Raw genomic sequence first — 14,984 nt, forward strand, 5'->3', positions numbered from 1 at the left:
CCTACTTCTTCAAGACGGACTTGAGCCCGGACTCGAAAGCCTGCAGTGCGGACTTGGCGTCGGTCTTGCCCGTGAGGATGGTCTGCGAGAACTGGTTCAGGGCCTGACCGCCGTCGAGTGCCGCGAGGTTGGCGTTGAGCGAGGTGCCCTGCGCAGCGAAGGTCTTGCCGATCGGCTGGTATTCCTTGACGATCTTCACGTTGTTGGGGTCGCTGGAGAATTCGGGCAGTTCGGTGATGGACTTGAACACCGGGAGGGCGTTCATCAGCTTCTGGCGCCAGAGTTCCTTCAGCTGGCCCAAGTAGTACACCAGGAACGCTTCGGACGCTTCCTGCGACGGAGTGTTGGTGTACATCATGATGTTGTTCGGGAAGATGAGCGATGCCTTGTCGCCATGCGGACCGGCAAGCGGGCTGGCCACTGCGATGTCGCCGGAGGTGTCACCGACCCGTTCCGGAACACCCAGAACGTACATGCCGAAGGCAGCCTTGCCGTCCTTCCACTGTGCGTCCAGGTTGTCCGTGGTGTAGCTGACGGCGGCCGGGTCAACGATGCCGTTGGAGACCAGTTCAAGCATGAACTCCATCGCCTCCACGTTGCGGTCGTTCAGGACGTCCAGCTCACCTTCCTTGGAGAAGACGCCGCCACCGTTGTTGAGCATCATCATGATCATCAAGTGGTTGCCCATGTTGTTGCCGGCACCGGATCCCGTGGCGAAACCAACTGAACCAGCAGCCTTGAGCTTCTTGCCCGCTTCAAGCAGTGAGGACCAGTCCGTGGGAACCTCCACGCCGGCCTTCTCGAACAGGGACTTGCGGTACCAGAGCGGCCGGATGTCCAGCTGCCACGGAACGGCAACGTAGCCCTTATCCGACTTGAATGGCTCCACCACGCCGGGGAGGAAGTCATCGAACTGGCCGTTCTTCTTGAGCGCTTCGATTACCTTGTCCGCGTACGCGATCTGGCCTTGCTGCTCAAACTGGAAGGCCTGGAAGCCACCGCCGGTGGACACTGCCGGGCCGGTCTTCGACGCGATGGCCGAGGAGAAGGTCTGGTAGAAGTTGTTCCACTGGATTATCTGGTAGCTGGCCTTGCTGTTGGCTCCGGAGAAGCCTTCGGCGATTTTCTTGGCGGCGTCGTTGTAGGCAGGCGTTGCCCACGGCATGTCCCAGAACTTGATGGTTCCGCCGGCGCCTCCGCCTCCGCCCTGGGTGGCTGAGCCGCCGCCACAGGCGGCCAGGAGCGGCACTGAGGCAGCTGCCGCGGTCAGGCCGAGGAAACCGCGGCGGGAGAAGGAACGGTTGGCTGCGGACTGAACATTCATGATGATTCCTTTCGGGACCGGAAACGCTGGGGTGCGTTCTTTGCCGGTCCAGCTCAACTTTGAGTAGGGCAATGCGTACTGAATGGCTGGGTGGTGCGTTTACTGAGTCGGAGTTTCGTTAGGTAAGGGATTCGAGGGACTCCGACAACGCCGCGAAGCGGTGCAGGTCGGAGGGGACGGTACCGGCGTCAAGGTGTCCCTTGAGCCGGCGCCACGTGGCGCGGTGGGCGGATTCGTAAATCGTGGGCAGGAGCACATCGCCCTGCGGGCCGGTGACCTTGACCGTTGCCGGCCACGCCGCCACCGGTTCGGGCAGCGCTACGCTGACGCCGCCGTCGTCGGTCAACATGGTGATGGTGACGCCTGCCGGCCGCGCACCTGACAGGATGCCCTGCAAGGCAACCGGAGACCCGTTGGCGAGGACCGCCGTCGCGGTGTAACCGTGCGGTCCGCGGGTCAGGACCCGCAGGCCTCCCAGCGGTCCCGTGATGCGTACGACGGCGGCAAGATGGTCCGCGAGGAGCTCGCCGGAGCCGGTTCCCACCGGCGCCGTGGCAACGGTGTCGAGGATGGCGGCGCGGCCGGCCATGGAACGGACTGCGTCCTCGGCTGCGGGTACGGCCGGGTTTGACGCCCAACGCTGGTCGAGGACCACCGCGGTGCCCGTCCGTTCGGCAGCTTCCACCAAGGAGTCCACATTTGCAGGCGAGGGGTTCACTACGACGATTCCGCGGGCTCCGGTGCTGATCGCTTTCGCGGCTTCCTCAGGCCAGCCGGGCTGTCCGGCGATGACCTGGATGTCCGCAGCGGCGGTGGCCGGGCCGAATGACTCGGGGAGGGAAGCCACTGCCAAAGCCACGGCGCCGGCTTCTGCTGCCTGGGGCGTTGCCCGGACGGTGTAGTGCTTGATGTCTGCGGGGGTGCTCATGCGTGGGCTCCTTCACGGGCGGCCTCGGCAGCTTGTGCTTGGACGCTGGCCACGGTGGCGTCCGCGATGTCCAGGGCGAACGTGAGGTCGTCGATCAGCGTTTGTGCCGACGGCGGCTGTTTGGTTCCTGCTGCGAGTGCGGCGAGTTCCCGCCACTCGCCTTCGTAGCCGTTGTGCTCGAAGGGGCCAAGCACGGTTGTGTCCGTGCCGCGGGTAAAGGTGGCCGTGGCAGATCCGGCCTGGACGTAGGAGGGAGTGAAATCGATGCGGAGGGCGGCGTCGTCGGAGATGGCCTCGAAGCTCCATTCCGGCTTCCACGTGTTGTTCATGGCTGCGCGCAGTTCAATGGTCCGGGTGGGAGTGCGGAGCGAGATGACGTAGCCGAACGGGCGTACATGGCGTGCCTGCAGTACCTCGATGTCCGCGAAATCCGGGGTGAAACGGCGGACCAGGGGGAGGTCGTGGATGGCCAGGCCCATGATTCCGCCGCGCAGTGCGCCCTTGATGACCTCCGGATCGGAGTAGTCCGGAGCGCCGCCGGCGGGGCGGGTGATGATCTCCGTGGCGAAGTCCTCGAAGCGTGCGTTGGGCGGAAGGACGATGGATGAGCGGATGGTGTGCGCGGTGTCCGGGAGGTTGTCCCAGTTTTCCTGTGCCGCAATCCACCCTGGATCGAAAGTGTGCATGGCGCCCACGATGATGGGCACCCCTGTTTCTTCGCTCACGGCCGAGATCCGTGCTGCTTCCTCGGCGTTCATGGCGAAGGGCTTCTCGCAAAGGACGGCCTTCTTGCCGGCCCGGCAAGCGGCGATCACTTGCTCGGCGTGGAACTGGTGCGGGCTGCAGATGGCGACGATGTCTACGGCGGGATCGCCCAACAGGGCGTCGATGCTGGTGCTGTGCGTGGCGCCGACCCGTGCGGCCACCGAAGCGGCGACGTTGGGATCGACGTCCATGATGTGGCGGACTGTCAGGATGTCGCCGAGCCGTGCGAGTGACGGCAAGTGGATGGCCTGGGTGACGGGACCGGCACCGAGGATGCCGACTCCCAATGTCTGGGGGAGGGCCTCTGTATGGCTGGACAAGTTCAGTTACCTCTTCGTAAGCGGACTGGCTCTTGAGCGGAAGGGGACATCGATGCGGGGAAACTCATCATCGAGAAGCGGAGATGTGCTGCTCCTCACAACTTAGGAGGACTTTTGCCGAGCGTCAAGCAAAAGTTGAAATATTCTCGACAATCTTCTGCTGCGTGACACGCATAACCAATCGTGCTATCACTAAAGGCATGACTTCAGCCACCGGAAACGACGCCGGAACCACCTCCGTTTTGGAGGCCGGCAGTCTTTCGCGCGCTGGTGATCTCTTCCAGCTCCTGCGGGATGGCCAGGCCAGGACGCGGGCCGAACTCGCCGTCACCACGGGACTCGCCCGCTCCACAGTCGCTTCCCGCATCGACGCCCTCATCAGCTCGGGCCTGGTGGGCCCTGCCGGCGAGGCCACCTCCAGCGGCGGCAGGCCGCCGTCGCGCTTTGCCTTCAACCCCGCCGCGCGGGTGGTGCTGGCCGTCGACGTCGGCGCTACCCACGTGATCGTTGCCGTCACCGATCTGGGCGGCAGCATCCTCGCCGAACGGCGCCTGGCGCAGGAAGTCGCCGACGGTCCGGACGTGGTCCTGGGCCGCGTCATTTCAGCCGGCCGGGAACTGCTGTCCGAAGCAGGACGCGACGCCGGTGACCTCGCCGGCATGGGCATCGGACTTCCCGGACCCGTGGAACATGACACCGGACGGCCGGTCAAGCCGCCGATCATGCCGGGTTGGGACGGATTCGACGTCGTCCGTTACGTCCAGCGCTCCCTGCCCGTGCCGGTGCTGGTGGACAACGACGTCAACATCATGGCGCTCGGCGAACGGACCGCGTACTGGCCGGACCACGACAATTTCCTGTTCATCAAGGTAGCCACGGGCATCGGCGCCGGGATCATCAGCAGCGGTGAGCTCCAACGCGGAGCCAACGGCACCGCCGGCGACCTCGGCCACGTCCGCGTCCCCCGCGGCGACGACGTCCTCTGCCGGTGCGGCAACCACGGTTGCCTCGAAGCGCTCGCCTCAGGTCCCGCCGTCGCACGCCAACTGCAATCGCAAGGACTCGACGCCGTCACCGGGGCCGACGTGTTGCGACTCGTAGCCGAAGGCAACCTGCAGGCCATCCAGGCGTTGCGGCAAGCGGGCCGCGACGTTGGCGATGTCCTGGCAACCGTGGTCAACCTGCTCAACCCGTCCATGATCATCATCGGCGGCAGCGTGGGGGAGGCCGGCGAGCACCTGGTGGCAGGCATTCGCGAGGTGGTCTACCGCCGGTCCCTGCCTCTGGCCACCACTCACCTGCGCATCGGCATCGCGATGGCCGGGGACCGCGCCGCGATCCTCGGTGCCAGCCAAATGGTTACCCAACACGTCCTGTCCCCGGCAGTGATTGAAGCCACGCTCCAAGCCACGGGCTAGGCCTTGTTGGTCATAGCGCGGAGTCTACCGACAGGCTGGCACAAGTGTCCGGGAGCGCCCGGCCGAAGCATTCCTGCAAGATCTCGCTGACTCTCACCCCTGCTTTTGGAGCAGCGGCCTACGCTGTTGGCGAAGCCAGAAGAGCTGCCCTGCATCTTCCGTGCTGTCTCGTTCGGCCAAAGCATCGACGGCAAAACCCTCCGGTACCACTACACGGCCTCGGCCGGGAACCCAAGGCCGCGGCGAGAGTTGCGGAAATAGCCACGACCCACGCCTAAGGTCAGATCCAACCGCCTGTCATCCTAAAGCCCTGACGCCCGGCAAGGTCTTCCGCGGTAGTCGGAATAGGCAGGGAACGAAGGATCCAACGCTGGTTGTACGGTTTCCGTCACAAATCACAACTTTCTGTGTGTTGACTGGACAAACCTTGGGTTTTTGCAAAAGGGCGGGATAGTCTGCTCTCGCTAGTCGAAATTGGGGGTTCGAGACTGCGTCTGCTGCATCCCTTTGTCGAGTGTTCTTACTCCGAGGAGCCATGCAGTGCGCTTTTCTTCTGCCCATTTCCGCCGTGCCTGCGTGCCGGTGCTGTGCTTGGGTTTATTGTCCGCGGGTCTTGCCATACCGGCGGCCCATGCCGATACCGAACCGCCGACGTCCCCGGTCGAGAAACTTAAGTCTGAGTCATCGGCCATGGCTGAGGCTAAAGCGACCTCTGTTGATGTGGTCGTTGACGCAGCGACGTCTCCGACATCTCTGACCACCGCGCATCCTGATGGAACGTTGTCCACGACCATCAGCAATGAACCGGTGCGGATGCAGACCAGCGAGGGCTGGACTGATATCTCCACGGACTTGGTACGGTCGACAGTGGATGGTGTTTCTGTCTTGAAGCCGGAGAACGTTCCCGTAGATATTACGGTGAGCACGGGTGGCGGGACCGAGATCGCGAGCTTGGACGACAAGAACGGGCATTCCATTTCGCAGTCATGGCCGTTCGGGACGCTGCCTGCACCGGTGGTGGAAGGCAACTCGGCCACGTACCGGCAGGTTCTGCCCGGTGTGGACCTGATTCAGATCGCCCACAAGACCGGCATTTCCCAGGTCCTGAAAATTGAGACTGCAGAAGCTGCCCGCGACCCTCGCGTTGCCGAGATGAGGATCTTCCTCGACTCGGAAAACCTCGCCGTTGAACAAAACGCGGCCGGAGAGCTTTCGGCCACGGGCACTGACTCCGGTGATGTTGAACTGCGCAACACTGGCGGTCTGTGGTGGGATTCCTCCGCCGCGGGCGCAACAGCGAAGGATCCGGGCGGGCTGGGCGTGACCCGCCCCTTTGCGCTGTCATTGAAATCCGAGGCCGGGAAGCAGGCCCAAGTCTTTGGTATGGACACGATCCTGGACACGGCAGGGCTGGCGTTCCCGGTGTATGTGGACCCGGACTGGAGCTTCACGCAACCCGCCTTTGTTTTTGTTGATACTGCCTACCCGGGGACGTCATATTGGGGCGGCAACCTCACAGACGGTCGCATGCATGTTGGGTACATGCCGGCTTCGTGGGGGACACCAGATAATCGGACGCACCTGACTCGGTCGTATTTTCAGTTCGATACCTCATACATCGTGGGTCGAGACATCACCGCTGCACGGCTGAACACGGTCGAGACCTATTCGTCATCGTGCACCCCGACAGATGTGGCGTCCTGGATTACCAGCGACATCGGCACCGGTACGACCTGGAACAACCAGCCGAGTTTGCTCCTGCGGACAGACATGGGGGCTGTGGCCAAGGGGTGGAGCGCTTCGTGCCCGCCCGGGACGGTGGGTTTTGATCTGATGGCCGCGAAGGCGATTCTGCTGAACAAGACGAAGTGGAATGTCATGCTTGCTGCGGGCAATGAATCCGACCCGTTGGGGTGGAAGAAGTTCGAAAACTCGGCGACCATCACCGTTATTCATAACTTGGCCCCGTACATGCCGTCGTTCCAGTCGATTTCTGATGGCCGGTGGTTCGGTGCGCCCTGGACCGACACAGGACGGATGTATACCCGGGACAAGACACCGTCGTTCACCATCCAGGTCAGCGACCCCGACAGCTACCAGGGCGGCAATCTCTTCGTGCAGATGTCCGTCTACCAGAACGGGGTGTGGCAGGGCTACGACGGAAACTTCTCCGGCATTAGTCCGGGAGGGGCGAATGTCACCTGGAACGGTCCTGCCCTGGCCGACGGAACCTATACGTTGAGGGCCATCGCGAGGGACGGTGGGGGGCTCACCTCGCCCCTCATGGCCGTGGACTTCACCGTCGACACGACGGCCCCGTCCACACCCATCATCGAATCCCTCACGGCACCCCTGACCACGGGGACATACGACGCCAACGGCAAAATCGGCGAGACCAAGTACCAGTTCAATCTCAAAAGCGGCAACGCCGCGAACAAGGCAGACGGCTACATTTTCTCCATCCACGAGGGGACAGCCGCGACCGTCTACCCGGCCGATGACCTGCTGAACTGTTCCCACACCCGCCTGAGGGAGTTTGTGGTGGTATGCCCCGGTTATGGGCAGGAGACCACCATCACCATCACGGCTTTGGATCAGAACACCTCTTTGACGGTGTGGGCGTTCGATGACGCCGGAAACGTTGCGATGCCGATCAAGGGTGCCCCGGCGCATGTGGCCTTCTCCGTTCCCGCAGCACAGGCGCTCCCCAACCCTCAGACTGACTTCCTCGAGTTGCAGCTATTCGGGGACGCGGAGTGGGTTGATTCAAAAAAGATAACCCAGAGTCAATGCGTTGACGGTCCACCGACGGAAGCATTCACGACTGCCGATGTCCTGAATCTGCCTACAACAGGTTCGTACGCGGACACCAAAGCCAAGGCGGGTTCGACCGCAAAGCGGGCTGTAGATCCTTCCCAAAGCTTCAGTATCGCGGCGTGGGTGTGCCCCAAAACAACAACCGGGATTCAGCCGCTGGTCAGTCAGCTGGCGAACTCGAGCACCATCGCGGCGGCCCTGAGATATGAAGGCACCTCCTATAACCTGCGCTCCCAATTGACATCCGGGGCAGAAGAGCGGGTGACCTCGGGCCTGCTACTTGCCGGCCACTGGACCTACGTCACCGCGGTCTACGACAAGATCAACGCCCAGATGCGAATAACGACCGCGAACGCCAACCACACCGGGGACTGGACCGTCGCGGCCTCCCCGTCACTGGCCCGTGCAACAGCGGACGCGACTCAACCAGCACGCTTGGGACAAGGATTCGTTGGGCAGATCTACCGGCCCGTGATGACCCAACGCGTGCTCAGCAATGACTCATTCGGAGATATCCAGCAGGATTACGGCACCACGAGAGGACTGCTCAAATGAGCCGCCACAAGAAATTACTGCGCAAGCCAAAAGCAGTCCTCACCAGCCTGGTCGCCGCTGCCGTGATCGTTTCCGGTGCCGGATTCATCTACATTGCTGCCCCGTGGGCCTCCCCGGACAGCGCACAGCAGATCAAGCCCGTCCCGGCTTCGGACTTCCAGCCAACGGCTGAGCCCGGCACCAACAACGGCGCCCCGGCAGCTGTCGTGGTCGGTGAATCAGCCGACGGGGTTAAAACCATGCGTTTCGGAGCTGAACCCGACCCCGCTGAGGCTGATACCGAAGCGGAGGGGACCTTCAGCGACACCGGGGCCTCACCGGTCCGGATGGGGCCCGCCCCGATGGCGCCCGCCCCTGCGAACGACAAAGGCGCCGGCGATTTCGCGAAAATACCCGGTACGTCCTCGGGGTCCTGGGGTGTGAAGGGCCAAACCGGCGGATTCACTTACAGTTACCCCTTCTCGCTGCGGCAGGCACCAGCTGGCGCCACCCCGGCCTTGGGCCTGTCCTATGACTCCTCCCGGGTCGATGGGCTGACCAGCGCGACCAACAACCAGGCCTCCGTAGTCGGTGATGGGTGGGCGCTCTCCGGCACCGGGACCATTCGGCAGAAATTTGGTTCCTGCAATGACCAAGGTGTGACCACGTCGTATGACCTGTGTGGGAACAAGGAAGGGCAGTCGTTCTCGATCTCCTTCGGTGGCCGGTCCGGTGAAATCATCATGGACCCCACACAGCCCAAGGAGAAAAGGTACAAGCTCCGCGACGATGACAACACCAAACTCGAGTACCTGCTCGGTGCGGCCAATGGCACCTTCGATGGCGGATACTGGCGTCTGACGGACAGCGCTGGCACCCAGTACTGGTTCGGTGTGAACCGCATCCCGGGCTGGTCGGCCGGTAAGGACAACTACTCAACTGACATCGTCCCTGTCTACGGGCTCCCAGGGCAGCCCTGCTACAGCAACACCGGGTTCAGTAATTCGTCCTGTATGCAGGCGTATGCCTGGAACCTGGACTACGTCGTGGACCTGAACGGGAACTCGCAGGGCTACTTCTACAAGCAGGACACGAACTTCTACAAGTCTCAGGGCGGGTCGGGCACGTTGAAGGCCTACCACCGTGCCAGCCGCCTGGAACGGGTGGATTACGGCATGCGCGCCGGCACTGAACTCTCCACCCAGGCGCCTTTGCATGTGACCTACGGGTACACCGGCCGGTGCACCAGCGTGAACTGCTCGTGGGGTTCCGACATCCCTGACACGACCAAGTTCGTGTGTGCCTCTACCTCAACGACCTGCTCGATGCAGTCTCCGACGTTCTTCACCGATCAGCGCCTGGTCACCGTTGTCAGCCAGGCGTTATCCGCCAACCCGGCCGGATACGGGGACTTGGATTACTGGACTTTTTACCACTCGATGCCCGACCCCGGGGATACGACCAAGCCCGCGTTGTGGTTGTGGAAAATCCTCCACGAAGGGACGAACAGGACCAGCACGGACGCTGGTACTGGTTTCGTTGCCGACCCGCACATTGAATTCAGCGGCCAGACCCTGCAGAACCGGGTCTGGACTGTGGACGGTCTGGCACCGTTGAACCGGTACAGGATCAACTCCATTAAGGCTGCGACCGGGGCCACGACGTCGGTGAGCTACATGGACCAAGAGTGCACCATCGAGGACGCCAACAATAACGGCGTCTTGGACATCGTCCCGGAAACAAACGCCAAGCGGTGCTTCCCACAGTGGTGGATTCCGACCACACCGATCGTTCAAGACGCGAAACGGGACTTTTTCCACATCTACCCGGTCAAAACGGTACGCGTCAGTGCCGGACCCGGGACCAACGGCACCGCTGACACGGTCACGAACTACAGCTACGAAGGCACTCCCGCGTGGAAATACGCCGGTCCAAAGTACATTGCAGGGACTGGGAGCTCCCAGCTGACCTGGTCCGTGCTTGCTGGCTGGTCCAAGGTCAAAACCACCATCGGTAACTCCGCTCCGACACCCACCACCGTCACGACCTATCTGCGCGGACTGGATGGGACCCCGTCCAACACCACGGGGGGACTGCGCGCGGTCTCTGTCACGGCCTCAGACGGAACCCCGTACACGGACTCGCCTTGGTTCGCTGGCCGGGTGATCGAGTCGGAAACGTTTGTCGGGGACGGCGGCGCCCGACTCGGGACGACCATCACCGTGCCCTGGGCCTCAGACCCGACAGCGACTTCCTCCGCAGCCCTTGGCAGTGTCCAGGCACGGCACATCGGCACCGTCAAGGTGACGACGTTGATGGCAACCAGCACTTCGGCAACGCCACGCAAGAACGTGGTCAGCACCATCAACGACAGCTACGGCCGCCCGATCTCGGTCAACGACCCCGGTGAAGATCTGATCAGCGGCGATGAAACGTGCACCACCACCAGTTACGCCGATAACGCCGAACTGAACATCTACTCCTTGCCGGCCGAGGCGAACGTGTTCGCCTGCCCCAGCGGCACACCAGGGAACCTGCTGACCGCAACCAGAACCCTGTACGACACGTCCACCTCAGCCACCCCCGGAAGCACCGGATACGTTACCCCCACCAAGGGCAACATCGCCCGCGCCGACGGAGCCACCGCCGTCAGCGGTACCGCTGTCAGTGTGTGGAAACAGGGACCGACCATTGGCTACGACGCACTGGGCCGAGCCACTACCTCTACCGATAACTCCACCGGGACCCCGCGGACCACGACCACCGCGTACACACCAGCAACCGGGTTGGCGACAACAGTGACCGTCACCAACAACACCAAAAACTGGGTCAAGACAACCACGCTGGATTCGATGCGCGGCCAGGTCCTGGTCGAAAGCGATATCAACAAGAACCTGACCAGTTACCGCTACGACGCTGCAGGTAGGGTCACCGGCGAATGGGGTCCCTTGCGACCGAAGGCAACAAACCCCACCCCCGGGATTGAAACCACCTATTCCATTTCCCAAACCGCCCCGTCCTGGGTGAAAGTCACCAAGCTCTCCAGCGATGAGGCCCTAACCTCCACCTACACCCTTTACGACGGGCTCGGACGGGTCCGGCAAACCCAAAACCAATCCCCCGGCGGTGGCACCATCGCCACCGATGCCTGGTACAACTCGCGCGGCGACAAGTCCAAGACCAACAACAACTATTACCTCGCTGCCAACCCCGACGGTGTCCTGAAAATCCCGTCCCTGGCCGTTCCCTCCAGCACCACGTATCTCTACGACGGAGCCCAGCGGCCCACCGTCGTCAAGGCCATGGCCAACGACAACGTGCTGCTCTGGAGCACCCAAATGGCTTACTCCGGCGCAGACACGACCACTGTTACCGGGCCCGGCAGCGAAGCGGCGACCACCACCGTGAACAACATGAGCGGCAAGGTCCAGACCCGAAAGCTCTTCCACGGCCCCGCCGCGACCGGAACCGCTGACACCTCCACCTACACCTACGACGCCCTGGACCGGCTCACCGGCATGAAAGACACCGCCGGTAACGCATGGTCCTGGACCTTCGACGCCGCCGGCAGGGAAATCTCGGCCGTCGACCCCGACGCCGGTGCCCGTAGCACCACCTACGACACTGGTGGCCGAAAAGCAAGTACAACAGACGCAGCCAACGTCGTCATCGGCTATGTCTATGACGACGTGGACCGGGTCGTGAAGAAGACCCTCGGAACCGGAGCCACAGCCAAACCCCTCGAAACGTACACCTACGACGGAAACAAGTTCGGCCAGCTCAGTACCAGCACACGCTACAACGGCGCCGGCCTGGACCAGAAGGTCACCACTACGACGACCGCCTATAACGCCGCATACCAGCCCGGGACAATCTCCGTGCAGCTCCCGGCCCTGCTGGAGACCGGATCCCCGACCTACACCACCACCCGCACCTACACCTCAACAGGTCAGATCGAACAAGAAAGCCGACCCGCCATCGGGCAAATGCCGGCCGAAAACCTGACCTACATCTACAACACGTTCGACCTCCAAACATCCTTGGTCAACGATGATTGGGAAACCATAGTCGGAGACACCAAGTTCAACCACCTGGGCCAAATGTCCCAGTACTCCCAAGAAGACAACAACAACAAAATAGGCGGGACCGCCAACACCACGGGCCGGAACCAAATCAACTTCACCTGGGACGCGACCACGGGCCGGCTCACGGACCAGTGGTCAACCAACACGACCCGCAACGTCGTCGCTGACCTGGGCAAAACCCTGTACACATACACGCCCTCAGGGAAAATAGCGTCCCGGGAACTGGCCTTCAGCAGCCGCCCGACCAGCCCGTCGGACTACCAGTGCTACGACTACGACTACGCCTCACGGCTCGCCGCTGTCTGGACCCCGGCGCCGACAACGACCACGGATTGTTCCGCGGTCCCGGCAACCAACGCAGCCAGCGTCACCGGGCTCGGCGGCCCGGCAGCGTACGCGCAAACCTACGCCTACACCCCGACCGGTGACCGGTCCGAAGTCAGACGCTTCAACAACACCGGCGCGCTGGCGATGAAGGAAACCTACACCTACCCCGCCGCCGGCGCACCCGGACCGCACAGGGTCCAGGAAATCGACACGGTCCCCACATCGGGGAGCGCCCAGAACTTCACCTGGGACAGCACCGGAAAAATGACCAACCGAGCCGGGCAAACCCTGACCTACACCCCTGACGGGCACCTGGCCACCAGCACCGGGGCCAGCACCATCCTTGCGAACCCCAACCCCAACGCCGGCACAGGAACCCCGGCCTCCGTGACCCCCGCGATCGCAGCCCAAACCGGAGAACGATACTACGACGCCGCAGGAAACCTGGTCGGCATCAAAGACGGCACCGGAACCACCATCACCATCGGATCCGTCACCGCACACACCAGCACCACCAACGTGAAGACCGCGACCTGCACCTACACCTTCGCCGGAAAAACCATCGCACAACGCACGGCCACAACCTCCGGCACCAAACTGATGTTCATCATCGGCGACACCGTCAACACCGCCCAAACCATGACCCTGCCCACCGTCGGCGCCGGCGCGATCACCACCCTCACCCGCTACACCGACCCCCTGGGGTTGGCCCGAAGGGCAAACGCCACCGCCACCGCCAACAACACCTACGCCCCGGCCACCGGTGCAACAGCCGGAGTTGGATCCAACGCCGCCAACCCAGCAGGCTTCGGCGCCACCAACGGCTATATCTCCGGACTCGACGACACCGCCAGCACCCTCACCCACCTCGGCGCACGTGACATGGACGCTGTCACCGGCATCTTCACCACACCAGACCCCATACTCAACACCGAAGACCAACGCGGCTTCACCCCCTACACCTACGCCTTCGGCAACGTCATCAACACCTCAGACCCGTCCGGGCTCAAACCCACATGCGACTGCGAAGACGACAACAAAGGCACCTACTCCTACAAAGGCAACGGCGAATACAACGACGGAACACAAGAGCCGCCCACCCCCTGGTACATGAGGCCCGAAAGCTGGAACAACGGCCCCAAACAGGCTCTTCCGGTGACCGCGGTACCCTACAACCCATATCCGGCGGAGATGCGTCAAGCGCCCAGCCATCTCTGGAGTCTCAAAAAGACTCTATTGGCGATGCAAGGGTTACCCGATGATGGCAACCACTCTTGGGACGAAGGACTCCAACCCATAGCCGACCTGGCCATGATCGTTTTCGGTGGTAGCAGTGGTGGTGGTCTCGGCAAGGGAGGCGGTAAGGGAGAAGTGGTCCGGCCGGGCAGGCCCGGTACTGGAACAATTCTGAACACTTCCATAGACGATGTCCTGAGTCGACTACCCGAAGGAATACAGCCCGGCTTCAAAACAGTTAAGAATGACGCAGAACTCAAAGCTGTCTACGATTCACTCGCCCCAAATTCAACGCCTATACTCAATCGGACAAATTACGATGGAACTTGGGTCAGGCGACCGGATGGAAGCGAGATTGGCCTGCGCAACACTTCTGACACAGGCGGCCGGACGATTGACATAGTTTATCCCGATAAGACGTATGTAAAGGTACATATAAAATGAGCACGCCGTATGAAATACGTACACTCACCGAGGACATTCTGGCTCGGGCGAGTGAGGACTGGGTCAGCCCATTCGAGGTGATTCGTATATGCAAGCGATCCGGTCTTCGGAACGAGGAGGATCTGCTGGACTTGGCGATCGGCATAATCGCCCGGATGCTGACGAGGGGCCTTTTGCTAGCCGGCGACATCGAGTCGAAGGTCGGCCATCGACCCTGGAACTGCGACTCCGGACAGGCAATGAGTAGGATCATCGAGGAATGGTGTGCTTATCCTAATCCGTTTGACGTACCGCTAGGCGAAATTGCATGGTTTGCCGTCACGTCGGAGGGGCGGCGCATCGGTGAATCCGTGTGGCGGCGGGAATCCGAGTGAATCCTGCTAATAGGATGTCCCACTTCCTTGGACGCCCGCAGGACTGACGCTTACGTTACCCGGCATCGCGCCTAGGCTCGTTTTCTGGCAAGAGTTCAATTGGGCGGAGGCTGTGCATTGGTAGGAGATGCCGCAGTGGACCTAAGGGGCACAAGTTGGCGAAGGGTGTTCGGCATATTCCTCCTTGTCAGCCTGCTTTCCATGTCATTCACTGCCTGCAAATCAGGGCAGCCCCGCTCTGCAACTGTTGAGGATGTCGTGGGCACTTGGGTGTATTCATTGTCAGACAGTACGATCAAGATAGGCGGTAAGGGAGGAATCGGCGCCGCAGGCAAACCGATGCCCGGCACGCCCGTTGGCGCCAGTATCCTCCGCTCGAAAGGAGCGCCGAACGATTGGCTGGGTCGCATCG

The 14,984-nt window shown here is 62.2% G+C and carries 7 protein-coding genes; 4 read left to right on the plus strand and 3 right to left on the minus strand.

Features of this window, described 5'->3' with window-relative positions:
* Nucleotide 1: 1 nt before the first annotated feature.
* The 3 genes from ACFRJ9_RS01020 to ACFRJ9_RS01030 form a co-directional block, all read right to left on the minus strand.
* Nucleotides 2–1,324 carry an ABC transporter substrate-binding protein gene (locus ACFRJ9_RS01020; RefSeq protein WP_377663461.1) on the minus strand — a complete coding sequence of 441 codons (1,323 nt, stop codon included), beginning with the start codon at nucleotides 1,322–1,324 and terminating at the stop codon, nucleotides 2–4.
* Between the two features lie 118 nt (nucleotides 1,325–1,442).
* Nucleotides 1,443–2,252: a hypothetical protein gene (locus ACFRJ9_RS01025; protein WP_377663463.1), complete on the minus strand. Its 810-nt coding sequence runs from the start codon at nucleotides 2,250–2,252 to the stop codon at nucleotides 1,443–1,445.
* Nucleotides 2,249–3,337 carry a Gfo/Idh/MocA family protein gene (locus ACFRJ9_RS01030; protein WP_377663465.1) on the minus strand — a complete coding sequence of 363 codons (1,089 nt, stop codon included), beginning with the start codon at nucleotides 3,335–3,337 and terminating at the stop codon, nucleotides 2,249–2,251. Before ACFRJ9_RS01030 ends, ACFRJ9_RS01025 begins: the two co-directional genes overlap by 4 nt.
* 200 nt (nucleotides 3,338–3,537) lie before the next feature.
* On the opposite strand from ACFRJ9_RS01030, the gene ACFRJ9_RS01035 reads away from it, so the two are divergent.
* The 4 genes from ACFRJ9_RS01035 to ACFRJ9_RS01050 all read left to right on the plus strand — a co-directional run bounded on the left by ACFRJ9_RS01035 (nucleotide 3,538) and on the right by ACFRJ9_RS01050 (nucleotide 14,572).
* Nucleotides 3,538–4,755 (plus strand): ROK family transcriptional regulator, encoded by a 1,218-nt coding sequence (locus tag ACFRJ9_RS01035; RefSeq protein WP_377663467.1) that lies wholly within the window; start codon nucleotides 3,538–3,540, stop codon nucleotides 4,753–4,755.
* A gap of 690 nt (nucleotides 4,756–5,445) precedes the next feature.
* Nucleotides 5,446–8,127, plus strand: coding sequence for a LamG-like jellyroll fold domain-containing protein (locus ACFRJ9_RS01040; RefSeq protein WP_377663469.1), 2,682 nt, complete (start codon nucleotides 5,446–5,448; stop codon nucleotides 8,125–8,127).
* Nucleotides 8,124–14,198, plus strand: coding sequence for a hypothetical protein (locus ACFRJ9_RS01045; RefSeq protein WP_377663471.1), 6,075 nt, complete (start codon nucleotides 8,124–8,126; stop codon nucleotides 14,196–14,198). Before ACFRJ9_RS01040 ends, ACFRJ9_RS01045 begins: the two co-directional genes overlap by 4 nt.
* Nucleotides 14,195–14,572, plus strand: coding sequence for a hypothetical protein (locus ACFRJ9_RS01050; RefSeq protein ID WP_377663473.1), 378 nt, complete (start codon nucleotides 14,195–14,197; stop codon nucleotides 14,570–14,572). Before ACFRJ9_RS01045 ends, ACFRJ9_RS01050 begins: the two co-directional genes overlap by 4 nt.
* Nucleotides 14,573–14,984 lie beyond the last annotated feature (412 nt).

The sequence above is a fragment of the Paenarthrobacter sp. NPDC056912 genome (assembly GCF_042786555.1).
Taxonomy (GTDB): Bacteria; Actinomycetota; Actinomycetes; order Actinomycetales; family Micrococcaceae; genus Arthrobacter.

Bases quoted from the DNA above. Each gene is read 5' to 3' on its own strand.
- ACFRJ9_RS01020 (WP_377663461.1), bottom strand. From the start codon at position 1,324: ATGAATGTTCAGTCCGCAGCCAACCGTTCCTTCTCCCGCCGCGGTTTC.
- ACFRJ9_RS01025 (WP_377663463.1), bottom strand. From the start codon at position 2,252: ATGAGCACCCCCGCAGACATCAAGCACTACACCGTCCGGGCAACGCCC.
- ACFRJ9_RS01035 (WP_377663467.1), top strand. From the start codon at position 3,538: ATGACTTCAGCCACCGGAAACGACGCCGGAACCACCTCCGTTTTGGAG.
- ACFRJ9_RS01040 (WP_377663469.1), top strand. From the start codon at position 5,446: ATGGCTGAGGCTAAAGCGACCTCTGTTGATGTGGTCGTTGACGCAGCG.
- ACFRJ9_RS01045 (WP_377663471.1), top strand. From the start codon at position 8,124: ATGAGCCGCCACAAGAAATTACTGCGCAAGCCAAAAGCAGTCCTCACC.
- ACFRJ9_RS01050 (WP_377663473.1), top strand. From the start codon at position 14,195: ATGAGCACGCCGTATGAAATACGTACACTCACCGAGGACATTCTGGCT.